This window comes from Mesorhizobium sp. L103C119B0, assembly GCF_000502235.1.
Taxonomy (GTDB): domain Bacteria; phylum Pseudomonadota; class Alphaproteobacteria; order Rhizobiales; family Rhizobiaceae; genus Mesorhizobium.
In genome coordinates this window covers 493,577-510,563 of sequence record NZ_AYXE01000006.1, presented here as the reverse complement: position 1 = coordinate 510,563, position 16,987 = coordinate 493,577, and the positions used below count along the sequence as shown (strand labels likewise).

11 protein-coding genes and 1 pseudogene are annotated in these 16,987 nt (G+C 64.0%); 11 read left to right on the top strand and 1 reads right to left on the bottom strand.

Annotation, left to right across the window (positions count from 1 at the left end):
* The 3 genes from X728_RS153620 (at position 1) to X728_RS153630 (ending at position 3,866) form a co-directional block, all read left to right on the top strand.
* A complete protein-coding gene (locus tag X728_RS153620; protein WP_023831526.1) occupies positions 1 to 1,182 on the top strand; it encodes a serine hydrolase in 1,182 nt (393 codons plus the stop codon).
* 114 nt (positions 1,183 to 1,296) lie between these two features.
* Entirely contained in the window at positions 1,297 to 3,618 is a 2,322-nt protein-coding gene (locus X728_RS153625; RefSeq protein ID WP_023831525.1) for a Tex family protein, read from the top strand.
* A 65-nt stretch (positions 3,619 to 3,683) separates the two neighbouring features.
* Positions 3,684 to 3,866, top strand: a complete 183-nt coding sequence (locus tag X728_RS153630; protein ID WP_023831524.1) for a hypothetical protein — start codon at positions 3,684 to 3,686, stop codon at positions 3,864 to 3,866.
* Positions 3,867 to 3,877: 11 nt separating this feature from the next.
* Here X728_RS153630 and X728_RS01000000166715 read toward each other — a convergent pair.
* Positions 3,878 to 4,788, bottom strand: a pseudogene (locus tag X728_RS01000000166715) (LysR family transcriptional regulator).
* A gap of 105 nt (positions 4,789 to 4,893) precedes the next feature.
* Between X728_RS01000000166715 and X728_RS153635 the strand changes: the two are divergent.
* The 8 genes from X728_RS153635 (at position 4,894) to X728_RS153680 (ending at position 16,907) form a co-directional block, all read left to right on the top strand.
* Positions 4,894 to 6,090 carry an acyl-CoA dehydrogenase gene (locus X728_RS153635; protein ID WP_023831523.1) on the top strand — a complete coding sequence of 399 codons (1,197 nt, stop codon included), beginning with the start codon at positions 4,894 to 4,896 and terminating at the stop codon, positions 6,088 to 6,090.
* A 248-nt stretch (positions 6,091 to 6,338) separates the two neighbouring features.
* Positions 6,339 to 9,698, top strand: coding sequence for a transglutaminase family protein (locus X728_RS153640; protein WP_023831522.1), 3,360 nt, complete (start codon positions 6,339 to 6,341; stop codon positions 9,696 to 9,698).
* Between the two features lie 6 nt (positions 9,699 to 9,704).
* Positions 9,705 to 12,116: a circularly permuted type 2 ATP-grasp protein gene (locus tag X728_RS153645; RefSeq protein WP_023831521.1), complete on the top strand. Its 2,412-nt coding sequence runs from the start codon at positions 9,705 to 9,707 to the stop codon at positions 12,114 to 12,116.
* Position 12,117: 1 nt separating this feature from the next.
* The gene (locus tag X728_RS153650; RefSeq protein ID WP_023831520.1) at positions 12,118 to 13,002 is read left to right on the top strand and encodes a transglutaminase family protein; all 885 of its coding nucleotides are present in this window, start codon (positions 12,118 to 12,120) and stop codon (positions 13,000 to 13,002) included.
* 101 nt (positions 13,003 to 13,103) lie between these two features.
* The gene (locus tag X728_RS153655; protein WP_023831519.1) at positions 13,104 to 14,039 is read left to right on the top strand and encodes a glycosyltransferase family 2 protein; all 936 of its coding nucleotides are present in this window, start codon (positions 13,104 to 13,106) and stop codon (positions 14,037 to 14,039) included.
* Between the two features lie 376 nt (positions 14,040 to 14,415).
* Complete coding sequence (locus X728_RS153670; RefSeq protein WP_023831516.1) at positions 14,416 to 14,985, top strand: hypothetical protein; 570 nt, start codon at positions 14,416 to 14,418, stop codon at positions 14,983 to 14,985.
* On the top strand, positions 14,982 to 15,743 hold the full coding sequence (locus X728_RS153675) for a hypothetical protein (protein WP_023831515.1): 762 nt from the start codon (positions 14,982 to 14,984) through the stop codon (positions 15,741 to 15,743). Before X728_RS153670 ends, X728_RS153675 begins: the two co-directional genes overlap by 4 nt.
* Positions 15,744 to 15,806: 63 nt before the next feature.
* Entirely contained in the window at positions 15,807 to 16,907 is a 1,101-nt protein-coding gene (locus tag X728_RS153680) for a DNA topoisomerase IB (protein ID WP_023831514.1), read from the top strand.
* The last annotated feature ends 80 nt before the right edge of the window (positions 16,908 to 16,987 follow it).

Sequence of the window (16,987 nt, the reverse complement as noted above, 5' to 3'; positions counted from 1 at the left end):
ATGACCGGCAAGACCGCGTTCGAGACCCGCTACGGCTTCGCCCGCAATGAGGTGCTGCTCTCCAACTGGCGCGAAAGCCCGTTCAACCGCTGGTCATTCCAGAACCTTGGCGAACTGGTGCCGACCGCTCCCGTGGCGGCGACGCCGGGAAGCGTCGAAGCGCCGGTGCGGGACCTGAGCGGCCTGCTCGGCGAAAAGGTTTCGATCGCCAGCGCCCCGGAAACGGTGGCCGAATTCCTCACACGTTCGAGCAGCGACGCGCTGACGGTGATGAAGGCTGGCAAGGTCATCGGCGACTGGTTCGCGCCCAATATGGATTTCGGCGCCCGTCACATCATCTTTTCGATCAGCAAATCGGTCACCGCCATCATCGCCGGAATACTGGAAGGCGAGGGCGTGTTCGACCCGGAAGCGCCGGTGACCCAGTACATTCCGGAAGCCGCCGGCTCGGCCTATGCCGATGCAAGCTGCCGGCATGTGCTCGACATGAGCGTCAGCCTCGATTTCGAGGAGGCCTATCTCGATCCCGAAAGCGCCTTTGCCCGTTACCGCCGCGCGACGCTGTGGAATCCGGGCGGCGGCACTGAAAGCTTGCGCGAATTCATTCTGACCTTGCAGCGGCTCGAAGAACCGCATGGCAAAACCTTCCGCTACCGTTCGCCCAATTCCGATCTGCTCGGCCTGCTGCTCGAACGAGCTTCCGGCCAGCGCTTCCCCGACCTGATGCGCGAGAAACTGTGGCTGCCGCTGGGTGCTGTCAGCGAGGCTTCGATCGGCGTCGACATGGAAGGTACGGCGCGCACCGCCGGCGGCATTTCGGTGACGCCGCGCGACCTGGCGCGTATCGGCGAGATGATGCGGCAGGGCGGCACGGCCAATGGCCGGCGCATCGTGCCGGAAGGCTGGGTGCGCGATACGACCGTTGCCGGCGGCAGCGCGGAGGCCTGGCAGCGCGGCACGATGGTGCATCTGTTCCCGAAGGGCCGCTATCGCAACAAGTGGTACCAAACGGGTGCGGCAAACGGTGCTTTCTGCGGCATCGGCATCCATGGCCAATGGCTCTACGTCGATCCGAAGACGGAAGTGGTGATTGCAAAAATGGGGTCGCAGCCGGTGCCTGAAGATTATCCGCTCGAACGCGAGATCGTTGCCTTTTTCGAGGCGCTGAGCGGGATGGTCTGAGGACGAGCCAAGGCAAGGCGCTTTCCTGTGGACCTCTTTGACGCTTGAGAACACTGCGGTTGGCGTGACGGACATCAGCGCCTATGGTCGCCGCTCTTTGCGACAGGGACCAGCATGGCAGCAGACAGCAAACGCATCGCATCCATCATCGCGGCAGAGATCGGGGCGCGGCCGGAGCAAGCATCAGCAGCTATAGGGTTGCTCGATGAGGGCGCGACGGTGCCGTTTGTGGCGCGCTACCGCAAGGAGGTCACCGGCGGGCTCGACGACACCCAATTGCGCGACCTTGCCGAGCGATTGGCCTATCTGCGCGAACTCGATGCGCGCCGCGATACCATTCTCGGTTCGATCCGCGAGCAGGGCAAGCTGACCGAGGAACTTGAGGCCAAAATTGTGGCTGCCGCCACTAAGGCTGAACTGGAAGACATCTACCTGCCCTACAAGCCCAAGCGCCGCACCAAGGCCGAGATCGCCCGGGAGCGCGGGCTGGGGCCATTGGCGGAGGCTATTTTGGCCAACCGGTCGTTGGTGCCCGCCGAGGCGGCGCTGGCTTATGTGACCGAGGATTTGACCGACGCCAAGGCCGCACTGGAAGGCGCACGCGACATCCTGTCGGAACAGTTCGCGGAAAATGCCGATCTGGTCGGCAAGCTTCGCACCTACATGAAGGAGCGCGCTTTCATGCGTGCCCGTGTCGTCGACGGTAAGCAGGAGGCCGGGGCGAAATTCTCCGACTATTTCGAGCATGTCGAGCGCTGGGCCAATGTTCCGAGCCACCGTGCGCTGGCCATGCTGCGCGGCCGCAACGAAGAGGTGTTGTCGCTCGACATAGAGGTCGATGCCGACGATGCCTCGCCGGTGAAGCCGGTCGAGCGGATGATCGCCAATGCCTACGCCATCGGCGGCAGCCTGCCGGGCGACCGCTGGCTGATGGAAGTCGCCGGCTGGACCTGGCGGATCAAGCTTTCGCTGCACCTGACGCTCGATTTGATGCGTGACCTGCGCGAGCGGGCGGAGGAAGAGGCGATCCATGTCTTTGCACGCAACCTCAAGGATTTGCTGCTGGCAGCGCCCGCCGGATCGCGGCCGACCATGGGGCTCGATCCCGGCATCCGCACCGGCGTCAAGGTCGCGGTGGTAGATGGCACCGGCAAGGTGCTGGCGACGACGACGGTCTATCCATTTCCGCCGCGGAACGATGTGCGCGGCACGCAGGCGGAACTCGCCAAGCTCATCCGCCTGCACAAGGTCGAGCTGATCTCGATTGGCAACGGCACCGGCAGCCGCGAGACTGAAAAGCTGGTCGCCCACATGCTGTCCGACATGCCTTCGGATGGTGGGCCAAAGCCGCTCAAGGTGATCGTCAGCGAGGCCGGCGCCTCGGTCTATTCGGCCTCGGCGACAGCGGCGGCTGAGTTTCCCGGGCTCGACGTGTCGCTGCGCGGTGCGGTGTCGATCGCCAGGCGCCTGCAGGACCCGCTCGCCGAACTGGTCAAGATCGAGCCGAAATCGATCGGCGTTGGCCAGTACCAGCATGATGTCGACCAGTACCGGCTTGGCCGCTCGCTGGAGGCGGTGGTGGAGGACGCGGTGAATGCTGTCGGCGTCGATCTCAACACCGCCTCGGCGCCGCTTTTGGCCCGCGTGTCAGGCCTAGGCGCGTCGCTTGCCGATGCCATTGTCGCGCATCGCGATGCGACCGGGCCGTTCGCCAGCCGCAAGGAACTGCTCAAGGTGGCGCGGCTTGGACCGCGCGCGTTCGAACAATCCGCAGGCTTCCTGCGCATTGCCAATGGCAGCGAGCCGCTCGACGCCTCGTCGGTCCATCCGGAAGCCTATGGCGTGGCCAAGAAGATCGTCGCTGCCTGCGGCCGCGATGTGCGCTCGCTGATGGGCGACAGCGCAGCGCTCAAGGCGCTCGATCCGCGAGTCTTCGTCGACGAACGCTTCGGCCTGCCGACGGTGCGCGACATCATTGCCGAGCTGGAAAAGCCCGGCCGCGACCCGCGCCCCGGCTTCAAGACCGCAACCTTTGCCGATGGCATCGACGACATCAAGGATCTGAAGCCCGGCATGCTTCTGGAAGGCACCGTTACCAATGTCGCTGCCTTCGGCGCCTTCGTCGATATCGGCGTGCACCAGGACGGGCTGGTGCATGTCTCGCAACTGGCCGACCGTTTCATCAAGGACGCGCATGAGGTGGTGAAGGCCGGCAACGTGGTGAAGGTGCGGGTCGTCGATGTCGACATCAAGCGCAAGCGCATCGCGCTGTCCATGCGCAAGGACGGCGGCGAGGGCGGGACGCCGAAGGGGCCGCGCGACAATGGCGGCGGCAAGCCGGCGCAACCTTCGCCGATGCCGCAGCGTCAGCCGGTACGACCGGCACAGCAAGGCGCGTTTGGCGCAGCACTGGCCGATGCCTTGAAGCGGAAGTAGCCTCGAATGGTTCCTTGCAATCGCTAGAGCGTTATCTACCATCCTTGTGTGGAGATACGCGCGATATGGCAAGTTTCGAGAAAGTGAGTGTCCAAGAGTTGGGGCGTCTTTGGGACGAGGGCATGGCGAGTGGCAGTTCGGTCGATGGAGACCAGGCTTTCGCCCGGATCAACAGCAAGCTCGATGCGAAAGTTGCCGAACGCAAGTCGCAAAAACGCTGCGCTTCCAGCCGGAAACCGAGCCGATGAAGCGGAAGTAGCTACCAGGCCAGAACGGCCGGTTCCTTCTCAACCTGGCTCAGCAGCCAGTCGCGAAAGCTGACGACGGGCGGGTGGCCGCGCTTGTCGTTCGGGACGACGAGGTAGTAGGCGCTGCGGCTTTGCATCGGCTGTCCCGGCGCCGGCACGAGCTCACCGCGCTGCAATTCGCCGGCGATAAGAACTTGCGGCAGGAGCGCGACGCCAAGCCCCGCCATGCAGGCTTGGGCAACGGTGCCGAATTGCTCGAACTGCATGCCGGGTCCGATCGGTGCGCTCAAGCCCTGTTCCTCGAACCATTCGCCCCAGGCCCCGGGACGCGTCGCCATGTGCAGCAGCGGCAGGCGGCTGATGTCGGCCGCGGTGGTGATATCGCGGCTGGCAAGGAAGTCTGGCGAGACCACCGGCATTACNTCTCGCGCATCAGAAGCGTGGAGTCGGCGTCCGGCCAGTCGGGCTGGCCATGATGGATGGCGGCGTCGAGCCGCTCGCGGGCGAAGTCGAAGCGGCCGATGCGGGTGACAAAGTTGATGGTGATGTCAGGGTTTTCTGCGACGAAATCCGGGATCAGCGGCATCAGCCAACGCGTGCCGAAGGTCGGCAGTATGGCGAGGTTCAGCATGCCGCTATGCCGATTGCTCATCAATCCGAGCGCCGCGTCGTGCAATTGCCCGAGTGCCGCCCGCACGGCTTCGGCATAGATTTCGCCCGCCGTGGACAGCCGAACATTGCGGCTGTCGCGCTCGAACAGCCGGCGGCCGAACTGTTCCTCCAGAAGGGCTATCTGGCGGCTGACGGCCCCTTGGGTCAAATTGAGTTCCTGGGCGGCAGCGGTGAAGGAGCCAAGGCGGGCCACGGCCTCGAAGGCGGCAAGGGCGCTGGTGCTGGGTAAAAGCCGGCGTTGGACGTTCATGATCCATTACTAAACCTCATTGATCTGTGATGCAATTTTGTTTGATTTTTCCGAAGCGGAGGTGGATAAGCCCGAGCACTTCAAGATTTGGGAGAGGGCGAAGCCATGGCCGCCGACAAGAACGCGTTCGTCTGGGAAGACCCCTTCCTGATCGAGAACCAGCTTTCCGAGGATGAGCGTATGGTGCGCGATGGCGCGGCCGCCTTTGCCGCCGACAAGCTCGCGCCGCGCATCGAGGAGGCCTATCTCGAGGAAAAGACCGATGCCGGCATCTTTCGCGAGATGGGCGAGGCCGGCCTGCTCGGCATCACCATCCCTGAGGAATATGGCGGGCTCGGCGCCAATTACGTCACCTACGGGTTGGTGGCGCGCGAGGTCGAGCGGGTCGATTCCGGCTACCGCTCGATGATGTCGGTGCAATCGTCGCTGGTGATGTACCCCATCCATGCCTATGGCACGGAAGAGCAGCGCAAGAGATACCTGCCGAAGCTGGCTTCGGGCGAATGGATCGGCTGTTTCGGCCTGACCGAGCCGGATGCCGGTTCCGATCCGGGCGGCATGAAGACGCGGGCCGAGAAGACGGCGAACGGCTACAAGATTTCCGGCTCGAAAATGTGGATATCCAACGCGCCGATCGCCGACGTGTTCGTGGTCTGGGCGAAGCTGAAGGGCGACAACGGCAAGGACGAAATCCGCGGTTTCGTGCTGGAGAAGGGCATGAAGAGGCTGTCGGCGCCGAAGATCGGCGGCAAGCTCAGCCTTAGGGCCTCGATCACCGGCGAGGTGGTGATGGAAGGCGTCGAGGTTGGCGAAGACGCGCTGCTGCCCAACGCCAGGGGCCTCGGCGGCCCATTCGGCTGCCTCAACCGGGCCCGCTACGGCATTTCCTGGGGCGCGATGGGCGCCGCCGAGGATTGCTGGCACCGGGCCCGGCAGTATGGACTCGACCGCAAGCAGTTCGGCAAGCCGCTCGCCGGCACGCAGCTGTTCCAGAAAAAGCTCGCCGACATGCAGACCGAGATCGCGCTGGGCCTGCAGGGCTCGCTGCGCGTCGGGCGGCTGATGGATGAAGGCAAGATGGCCCCGGAAATGATCTCGATCGTCAAGCGCAACAATTGCGGCAAGGCGCTCGACATCGCGCGCCAGGCCCGCGACATGCATGGCGGCAACGGCATCCAGATCGGCTACCACGTCATGCGCCATGCGCAGAACTTGGAGACGGTCAACACCTATGAAGGCACGCATGACGTGCATGCGCTGATTTTGGGACGGGCGCAGACGGGGATACAGGCGTTTTTCTAAGCTGTGCCGAATTCAAGTGAGGCCGGCCTGCAAATGGCCGATACCTGCGCTTCCGGTGCTCGCGTGCCAAAAGTACGCTCTGCTCCGGTTCTCGGTATCAGCCATTTTCGACTCGGCCTGACCTGAATCTCGACACAGCGTAGCCGGCTTCGGCTGCTTAATTTAGGTGCAGCGCAACATCTCTGCTTGGAGAATGGCCAATAGATGTGTCAGGGTTCGGCTGAAGAAACGCCGATCTCCGGGGCCCCATGGCAATACTGGCAGCCGTCTACCACCTGACCCATTACAAATATGACCGGCCGGTGGTTCTCGGGCCCCAGGTCATCAGGCTGCAGCCGGCACCGCATTCCCGCACCAAGGTGCTCAGCCATTCGCTGAAGGTCGGGCCGGCGAACCACTTCGTCAATCTGCAGCAGGACCCCTACGGCAATTTCCTGGCCCGCTTCGTCTTCCCGGAACCAGTGACGGAATTGAAGATCGAGGTCGACCTCGTCGCCGACATGACGGTCTACAATCCGTTCGATTTCTTCGTCGAGCCATCGGCCGAGACCTTCCCGTTCGAGTACCCCGAAGACATCAGGGACGATCTCGCCATCTACCGCACGCCGGAGCCGGCGGGGCCGCTGCTGTCGGCTTTCCTCGCAACCATCGACCGTAGCGCCACCAACACCGTCAATTTCGTCGTCGACCTCAATGCGCGGCTGCAGCGGGAGATCGCCTATATCGTGCGGATGGAAACCGGCGTGTTCTCGCCGGAGGAAACGCTGGCCGCGAAAAAGGGATCGTGCCGGGATTCGAGCTGGCTGCTGGTGCAAATTCTCAGGAATCTCGGCCTCGCCGCGCGTTTCGTCTCAGGCTATCTGATCCAGCTGAAGCCCGATCTGGTCGCGCTCGATGGCCCAGCCGGAACCGCCGTCGACTTCACCGACCTGCACGCCTGGTGCGAGGTCTATCTGCCGGGCGCCGGCTGGATCGGCTTCGATCCGACGTCCGGCCTGCTCACCGGCGAAAGCCATGTGCCGCTGGCGGCCACGCCGCATTTCCGCAACGCCGCGCCCATTTCCGGCATGGCGAGCTTTGCCAATGTCGAATTCGGCTTCGACATGCGTGTCGACCGCATCGCCGAACATCCGCGCATCACCAAGCCATTCTCGGACGAAAGCTGGCAGGCGCTGGATGCGCTGGGCAACAAGGTCGACGCCGCACTTCAAGCGGGTGATGTCAGGCTGACCATGGGCGGCGAGCCGACCTTTGTGTCGATCGACGATTTCGAGTCCGCCGAGTGGAACACCGCCGCCGTCGGCCCGACCAAGCGCGAAAAGGCCGATGCGCTGATCCGTAAATTGCGCGAACGCTTCGCGCCGGGCGGCTTCCTCCACTACGGCCAGGGCAAATGGTATCCGGGCGAAAGCCTGCCGCGCTGGACCTTTTCGCTCTATTGGCGCACCGACGGCCAGCCGGTGTGGAGCGATCCGTCGCTGATCGCACGCGAAAAGAGCGATGCAAAGGTGGGGCCGCTGCAGGCCGAGAGCTTGCTGACGGCAATCGCCGGCGAACTCGGCATCGACAAGGCGATGGTCAGCGAGGCCTATGAGGACCCGGCCGAATGGCTGCTGAAGGAAGGCAAGCTGCCCGACAATGTCGATCCGTCCAACTCCAAGCTGGAAGACCCGGAAGAGCGCAGCCGCATGGCGAAAGTGTTCGAGCGCGGGCTGACCAAGCCGTCGGGCTACGTGCTGCCGGTGCAGCGCTGGAACAGCCAGGCTTCGGACCCGCGCTGGCGCTCGGAGAAGTGGAAGACACGGCGCGGGCGGCTGTTCCTGGTGCCGGGCGATTCCCCTGTCGGTTACCGCCTGCCGCTGGGCACGCTGCCCTATGTGCCGCCGGCGCAGTTCCCCTATATTGTGCCGGTCGATCCGTCGCTGCCGCGTGGACCGCTGCCGGCGCGGGAAGCCATACTGCCAGAACCGGCTCCGGCCGAACAGGAAGGCGCCGACGAGATGGCGCGGCGCCAGCAGGCGGTATCGTTCACTGCGACGACCGGCCAGCAAGACCGGGTGGAGCAGGAGATCACCGAGATCGGCGGCGCGGTGCGTACAGCACTTTCGGTCGAGCCGCGCGACGGGCGGCTTTGCGTGTTCATGCCGCCGGTCGAGGCGCTGGAAGATTATCTCGAACTGGTCGCAGCCGCAGAAAACGCGGCCAAGGCGATCCGCCTTCCCGTGCATATCGAAGGCTATGGACCGCCGCACGATCCGCGCCTCAACGTCATCAGGGTGGCACCCGATCCCGGCGTCATCGAGGTCAACATCCATCCGGCTGCCAACTGGCAGGACTGCGTGGCGACGACGACGGCGATTTACGAGGAAGCACGGCAGACACGGCTTGGCGCCGACAAGTTCATGATCGATGGCCGCCACACCGGTACCGGCGGCGGCAACCATGTTGTGGTCGGCGGCGCAACGCCCAATGACAGCCCGTTCCTGCGCCGGCCCGATTTGTTGAAGAGCCTGGTGCTACAATGGCAGCGGCGCCCGTCGCTGTCTTATCTATTCTCCGGCCTGTTCATCGGCCCGACCAGCCAGGCGCCGCGCTTCGACGAGGCGCGGCATGACTCGCTTTACGAACTCGAGATCGCGATGGCGCAGGTGCCGCATCCCGACCAGGGCAACGCACCGCTGCCTTGGCTGGTGGACCGACTGTTCCGAAATCTGTTGACTGACGTCACCGGCAATACGCACCGCTCGGAAATCTGCATCGACAAGCTGTTTTCGCCCGATGGCCCGACCGGCCGGCTTGGGCTTGTCGAGTTCCGCGGTTTCGAGATGCCGCCCAATGCGCGCATGTCGCTGGCGCAGCAATTGCTGGTGCGCGCCATCATCGCCCGTGCGTGGAAGAACCCGCTTGATGGCCGCTTCGTGCGCTGGGGCACCTCGCTCCATGACCGTTTCATGCTGCCGCATTATGTCTGGGCGGATTTCCTCGACGTGCTCGACGACCTCAAGCTCAACGGTTTCGAATTCCGGCCGGAATGGTTCGATGCCCAGCTGGAGTTCCGCTTTCCGTTCTGCGGCGAAGTCCAGCATGCCGGCATCAAGCTGGAACTGCGGCAGGCGCTGGAGCCGTGGCATGTGATGGGTGAGCAAGGGGCCATCGGCGGCACCGTGCGCTTCGTCGATTCCTCGGTCGAACGGCTGCAGGTCAGGACCGAAGGCCTCAACCCGGAACGTCATGCCATTGTCTGCAATGGCCGAATCGTGCCGATGAAGGTCACCGACAATCGCGAGGTCGCGGTGGCCGGTGTGCGCTTCAAGGCCTGGCAGCCTTCGTCGGGCCTGCATCCGGCGCTGCCGGTCAACACGCCTTTGGTCTTCGACATTTACGACCGTTGGACGGGGCGGGCGGTGGGCGGCTGCGTCTACCATGTCGCGCATCCAGGTGGGCGCAGCTACGACACGTTCCCGGTCAACGGCAATGAGGCCGAGGCGAGGCGTCTCGCCCGCTTCGAGCCGCGCGGCCATACGCCGTCGGCCTATGTGCTGCGCAATGAAGAAGCCTCTGAAGACTTCCCCATGACCCTTGACCTCAGGCGGCCAGCAAGACTCTGATCAGCGATGGCAAAGGGGAATCAGAAAAAGGTCCGCGGCAAGCCGCTGAGGCACAGTCTGCTGGAGCACTACCAGCCGATTGACGGCGTCGTCGACGAGATGGTCGATGCTTCGGGCCATCCGCGTCCGGCCTGGGCGCCCTTCATCGAGGCGCTGGAGGAGCTGGGTCCCGAAAAGCTGGGCCAGCGCTTTGCCCGCGCCGACCAGTATCTGCGCGACGCCGGCGTTTATTATCGCGTCTACGACAAGGCCGGCGCCAACGAGCGCGAATGGCCACTGGCGCATATCCCGCTGCTGATCGAAGACAAGGAATGGGCAGGGATCAGCGCCGGTCTCGTCCAGCGGGCCGACCTTTTCGAGGAGATAGTCGCTGATATCTACGGGCCGAACCGGCTGATCGAGAAGGGAATCCTGCCGGCAGGCCTGATTGCGGCGAGCCCCGAATATTTGCGCCCCGTCGTCGGCACCATGCCGGCCAGCGGTCATTTCCTGCATTTTTGCGCCTTCGAGCTCGGCCGTGGGCCGGATGGAAGCTGGTGGGTGCTGGGCGACCGCACGCAGGCGCCGTCGGGCGCCGGCTTTGCGCTGGAAAACCGCGTCGCCACGACGCGGGCTTTGTCCGACATCTATGGCGAGATGCATGTGCATCGCCTGGCCGGTTTCTTCCGTCGCTTTCGCGATGCTCTGATCGGCATGGCGAAGGAGAATGACGGCCGCGTCGCCATTCTGACGCCGGGGCCGCTCAACGAGACGTATTACGAGCACGCCTATATCGCCCGCTATCTCGGCATCATGCTGCTCGAGGGCGAGGATCTGACCGTCGCCGGCGGCAAGCTGATGGTGCGCACGGTTTCGGGGCTGATGCCGATCAGCGTGCTGTGGCGGCGGCTCGATGCCGCCTTCGCCGATCCGCTGGAACTGCGGCCAGACTCGCATATCGGCACCCCGGGGCTGGTCGAGGCGATCCGCCGCGGCACGGTTTCGACGGTCAATGCGCTGGGTTCGGGCTTGATGGAAACCCGGGCGCTGCTCGCTTTCCTGCCGAAGATTTCGCGCGCATTGCGCGGCGAAGAACTTCTGTTGCCAAGCGTCGCCACCTGGTGGTGCGGGCAAGCAACCGAACGGGCCCATGTGCTTGCCAATATCGATCGCTTGGTGATCGGTCCGGCGCTGTCGACGCGGCTGGCCTTCGAGGATGACGGCCAGACCAGGCTCGGTTCGGCACTGACGCCGGAGGAACGCATCGCGCTGATTGCGCGCATCGAGAGCGATGGCAGCGGTTTCGTCGGCCAGGAAGCGGTGACGCTGTCGACGACGCCGGTCTATGTCGGCGGCTGGCTGGAACCGCGACCGGCAAGCCTGCGCGTCTATCTGGCGCGCACGCCCGATGGCTGGACGGTAATGCCGGGCGGTTTCGCCCGTGTCGGCCTTTCGCTCGACCCGACGGCTATCGCCATGCAGCGCGGCGGCCAGGCGGCCGACGTCTGGGTGGTCAGCGACCGGTCGGTCGAGCGCGAGACGCTGCTGCCGCAGGAGCATGACAGCTTTGTCCGCACCATGCCGGGCAGCCTGCCCAGCCGCGCGGCGGAAAACCTGACCTGGCTCGGCCGCTATATCGAGCGCTCGGAGGATACGGTTCGCATCCTGCGCGCCTATCATGTGCGGCTGGCCGAGACGTCCGATCCTGACATGCTGCTGCTCGCCGATATCAGGGACTATCTCGAACCCTTCGGCGTCGATCTCGAAGCGGCCATTCCGCCCGGATTGATCGGCACGCTGGACAGCGCCGTCTACAGCGCCGGACAGATCCGCGACCGCTTTTCGCCCGATGGCTGGCTGGCGCTGAAGGACCTGTCGAAGACCATTCATCAGTTCGCCACCACGGTGGCGCCGGGTGACGACGCGACACGGGCGATGACGGTCATGCTGCGCAAGCTCGCCGGTTTCTCTGGCCTGTTGCACGAGAATATGTACCGTTTCACCGGCTGGCGTTTCCTCGAGATCGGCCGGCGGATCGAGCGCGGCATCCAGATCGCCCGTACTCTAGCCCGACTGACAAGGTCCGGTGCGCCGGACGGCTCGCTCGACATGATGCTGGAGATCGGCGACAGCGTCATGACCCACCGCCGGCAATATCCGGTGCGGGCCGGACGGCGCACGGTGATCGACCTCTTGGCGCTCGACCCACTCAACCCGCGCTCGATCCTGTTCCAGCTCGAACGGCTGAAGGCGGAGATCGGCCTGTTGCCCTCGGTCGGCCCGGAGGGGCAGATGTCGCTAGCGGCCAAGGAAATCCTGCAGCTCAACACGGCAATTGCCGTCATGGAGCCATCGGAGATATCGGCGGAGGTGCTGGACGATCTCGCAACTGAGATCGGCAACCTCTACAGCAGCCTGGCTAAAGCGTATTTCGGTTAACATGCTGTACGATATCAGGCTTCATCTCAGCTACGATTATGACGCCGCGGCCGGCGGCAGCCGGCATCAAGTGCGTGTATTGCCGCCGACCATTGCCGGCGTTCAGCGCGTGATCGCGGCCTCGCTTTCGTTTGTGCCGACCCCATCGGAGCGCACGGATTTTGCCGATTTCTTCCGCAACAATGTCACCGCGATCGCCTTTCGCGACGTCCATGACGGGCTCGACATCAGAATGAGCGCGCGCGTGTCGGTGTCGCGGCCGGAGCCTGGGCTCGACGTGTCGCCCGATCTGCAGCGCCTGTGGGAAGAACTCGGCGCCGTACGGTCACTGGCGCCGGATGCACCGCATCACTTTCTCGCCGCCAGCGATCATGCCGGCATCGATGCGGCGATCACCGCCTATGCCCGCGACAGCGCCGGCGGCTCGACGGTCGGCATGGCCATCGATCTGTGCAACCGCATCCACCGCGACTTCACCTATGACGGGGAAGCGACCACGGTGCGTACCGGGGCCAGCGATGCCTTCCGTTTGAAGCGGGGCGTGTGCCAGGACTTCTCCCACATCATGATCGCCGGCCTGCGCGGGCTAGGTATTCCTGCGGGTTATGTCAGCGGCTTCCTGCGCACCATTCCACCGAAAGGGAAGCCGCGGCTCGAAGGCGCCGATGCCATGCATGCCTGGGTTAAGGTGTGGTGTGGGCGCGATGCCGGCTGGCAGGAATTCGACCCGACCAATGGCATGCGGGCCAGCAACGACCACATCACCGTTGGCTATGGCCGCGACTATTCCGACGTGGCTCCGATCGTCGGCGTGCTGAAAACCACCGGCGGCCAGGTCGGCGACCAGGCCGTCGACGTCATTCCGGTTGCGCTCGAGAAGGCCTGACAGCCTCGAAGCACAGCTTCTCAACAACGTCCATGCCCGTTATGCTCGGTCGAAACTTCGGGGAGGATCGGTCGGCAGGCATGCTGATGCGGAGTTCGGTATTGACGGCAATCAGTGTCATCATCCCGGCGCACAATGCGGCGGCAACCATAGCGGCCACGCTGGCCTCGCTTCGTTCCGAAGCCGAGGTTATCGGCGAGGTGCTGCTGGTCGACGATTCCTCCTCGGACGGGACGGCAGAAGCCGCGCTGAATGCCGCCACGCAATTCTCGTTGCCGTTGCGCGTGCTCATGAGCAACTGCCGGGACGCGGGCGGCTCCCGCAATGTGGCGCTGGCGCAGGCGCAATGCTCCTGGATCTACCTGATCGACGCCGACGACTTGCATCTGGAGGGCGGGCTGCGGTCGATGCTGGTCCGGGCGGGGGAGCAGCCGGCCGCCGACATGGTGATCGGCGCCTACCGTCGGCGCACCGATGGCGAGAACCGGAACCTCAAGCTTCCAGCCGGCTACATAGAAGACGGTATAGCCAATGCCTCGGCCTATCTGGAAGGTCACATTCGCTCGATCGCCGTGGGCAGTGCGCTGGTTTCCCGGCGCGTCGTCGGCGACACGCGCTTCCCGACCGGGCTTGCCTATGACGAGGACACGCTGTTCTGGTCCAGGCTGATGGGCAGGGCGTCGCTTGCCCTGATCGTGCATCCCGTCATGATCTACCACGTTTCGGCAGTGCGTTCCGATGATCGCTTCATCACCAGGCCGGTGCGCCGCTTTCTCGACTGGCGGCTGGCGCTGCGCGAGCTGACTGACTGTGGCATCCCACTATCGTCGCTAAAAACCAGGGAGGGGCTGGTCGCCCTCAAGATCGCCAGGGTTCACTATGCGCGCGGCGATCTGGAGACGGCGGCGCGGTTCCTGAGGATCGCGGCGGCGGCGCCGAAGGTGCGGTCGAACACCTGGCGTTGCAGGCGCTACCAGCTGAAGCTGGCGCTGCGGCGCTGGCTTTCCTCTCCGCGCGTCCAGTTGCAACGTGCCTGAATCAGCCCCGCCGCAGCTTGCCGTCATTGTCATCGGCTATCGCGCGCCGGCTCAAATCGTCGAGGCTGTGACATCCCTGCTGGATCAGAATGCGCCGCTCGAGATCATGGTGGTCAACTCGGGCGGAGGTGAGGTCCTGGCGCTGCTGACCGGCGCCGGGGTCAAGGTGCCAGTGATGGANCATGGTGGTCAACTCGGGCGGAGGTGAGGTCCTGGCGCTGCTGACCGGCGCCGGGGTCAAGGTGCCAGTGATGGAGGTCGGTCGAAGGCTGTTTGTCGGCGCAGCCCGCAATCTCGGCATTGCGGCCACCAAAGGCCTTTCGTTGCCTTTCTTGCCGATGATTGCCTCGCCTGTTCGGGCTGGGCCGAGGCACGGATGCAGCGGCATCTGGCTGGCGACCGCGCCGTGGCGAGCGCGATGGTGAATAGCCATCCGCGCAATCTGATCGCCTGTGCGGCTCATCTGATCATGTTCATGCGACGGCTTCCCGGTCTGCCGTCGGATCGTGCCCTGCGTTACGGCGTGTCGTTCGATCGGCGGCTGTTCGATGAATATGGCTTGTTCGATGAAACCATGCCTGCTGCCGAAGACACCGAATTTCTGGGGCGGCTGCCGCAGGAACTGCAGCCGGTCTGGGAGCCTAAGGTGCAAACCGTTCATCGCAACGAAACCCGGCTGTCCAGATTGCTTGCCGATCAGTACAGGCGCGGCTGTCGCCGCGGCGATTACCTCGCAGCGTCCGCCCTGAACACTCCGTTTCGGTGTTTTCGCGACACGTTTCGCGATCGGCGGAATGCCCGCAAGCTGGCGAAGATCGGGCTTTCCGATCGGGATCGAACTTTCGCGATGATGTCGATGCCAATTGTCTGGCTTGCCCTGCTGGTCAAATCCGTGGGTGTCTATATTGGCGTGCGAAATCGCGTGAAAGCGGCAACAAGAAAATGATAACGAGCCAAATCAAGCCTCGACGCTTGCGACGGAGCCGACTGTTCTGGACGCGCCAGAGAACGGTCGCAGTTTTCAGCTATCGTTATGACGCGCATCTGGTTGCCGATCTGATCACCAATATCGATCCGGTCGTTGACGGCTGGATTGCCTATGACGATCGCGGGGCGACCGGCGTGTTCAGCAGCGAGCCGCAGCGGCGGCGGATCTTACTCGACGCAGCGCATGAAGCTGCCGCCGACTGGATCCTGGCTATTGATCCCGATGAGCGGCTGGAACGCGGTACCGCGGAGCGGATCGGACAGCTGACGGGGGATTACAGGCGCATGGCCTGGGGGTTCCGGCTCCGCGAATTGTATTCGCCGACCGAGTACCGGGTCGACGGGCTGTGGGCCGAAAAGTTCCAGTATCGTCTGTTCAGAGCCTACGATCCGGCGAAGTACCGACCAGAGGACCTGCACGGGCTCTGGTATCCTCCCGATCTTGGTTTCAAGGCCCGCAACAGCGGGCTCAACCTCTATCATTTAAAGATGATGGAGCCGAAGCGGCGGATCGCCCGCCGCAATCTCTACCACCACCTTGATCCAAAGGGGCTCCTGCAGGATGTGGGCTATGACTACCTTGCCGATGAGGCAGGGGCCGTGTTCGAACAGATTCCGCCCGGGCGCGACTACCATCCGCCTCACGTCGACGATGGCGGCCTCTGGATGGCCGTGCCGGCTGGTGCCACCATTGGTGGACCCGACCACATTCCATAGCAACGGGGTGGAACCAGCAGTCGGCTTGGCGCTTATCTACGAGAAAAATTTCGTGGAGCGGGCATGCTTGACAAATCTGGGACGCCATCCGGCCGGTCGGCTGCCGGACAGGGGGACGATGGAGCGCCGAAGAACGGCGCGCAGACCGCTGCCGAACAGGCCTCGCTCACCTATATCAGCGACAGCGAGCCGGGGATCCGGCGCCTGAAGGCGGGCGAAGGCTTTTCCTACAAGGGCGCGAAAGGACAGGCCGTCGGCGCGGCAGCCATTGCCCGCATCAAGGCGCTGGCCATTCCGCCGGCATGGACGGATGTGTGGATCTCGCCCGATCCCGCCGGCCACATCCAGGCGACCGGCCGCGACCAGCGCGGGCGCAAACAGTACCGCTACCATCCGCTGTGGGCCGCCGAGCGCGACGGCGCCAAATACTCCAGCCTTGTCGCCTTTGCCGAAAGCCTGCCGGAGCTTCGCCGCCGGATCGATGCCGATCTGCGCCGCCGTGGCCTGCCGGCCGAGCGCGTCGTGGCGGCAATTGTCTGGCTGCTCGACAACACGATGATCCGGGTCGGCAATGCCGCCTATGCCCGCGACAACAAGAGCTTTGGGCTGACGACGCTACGCGACCGCCACGTCGACATCAAGGGATCCAGCCTGCGCTTTGCCTTCAAGGGCAAGTCCGGCAAGGAATGGAAGTTGAAGCTGGTCGACCGCCGCATCGCCCGGGTCGTGCGCGGCGCGCAGGATATTCCGGGGCAGCAACTGTTCCAATATCTCGACGAGGACGGCGAGAGGCATGGAGTGCGCTCCGACGATGTCAACCGCTATATCCGCGACGCGATCGGCGCCAATTTCAGCTCCAAGCATTTCCGCACCTGGGGCGGCACCATCCATGCCGCGTCGCTGTTTGCGCGGACGGAGCTTCCCCAAAGCCAGGCGCAGACCAAGCGTGTGATGAACGCGGTCATCGACAAGGTGGCCGAGCGGCTCGGTAACACACGCGCCGTCTGCCGCAAATGCTACATCCATCCACAGGTTTTCGAAGCCTGGGTGGAAGGGCGGCTGCTTAGCGAAATGACCGAGGCCAACAAGCGCAAGCGATCGATAGACGGTCTCGATGATGAAGAGGCTCTTGTGCTGAGATGGTTGAAGGCAAGCGAAGGCTGACAAAATGGCGTAACTTTTTTGTCGACGCCATGTCGGCATAGGCCCTACTGTTTCGTCCTTTGAGACAGAAAAGGACCTCC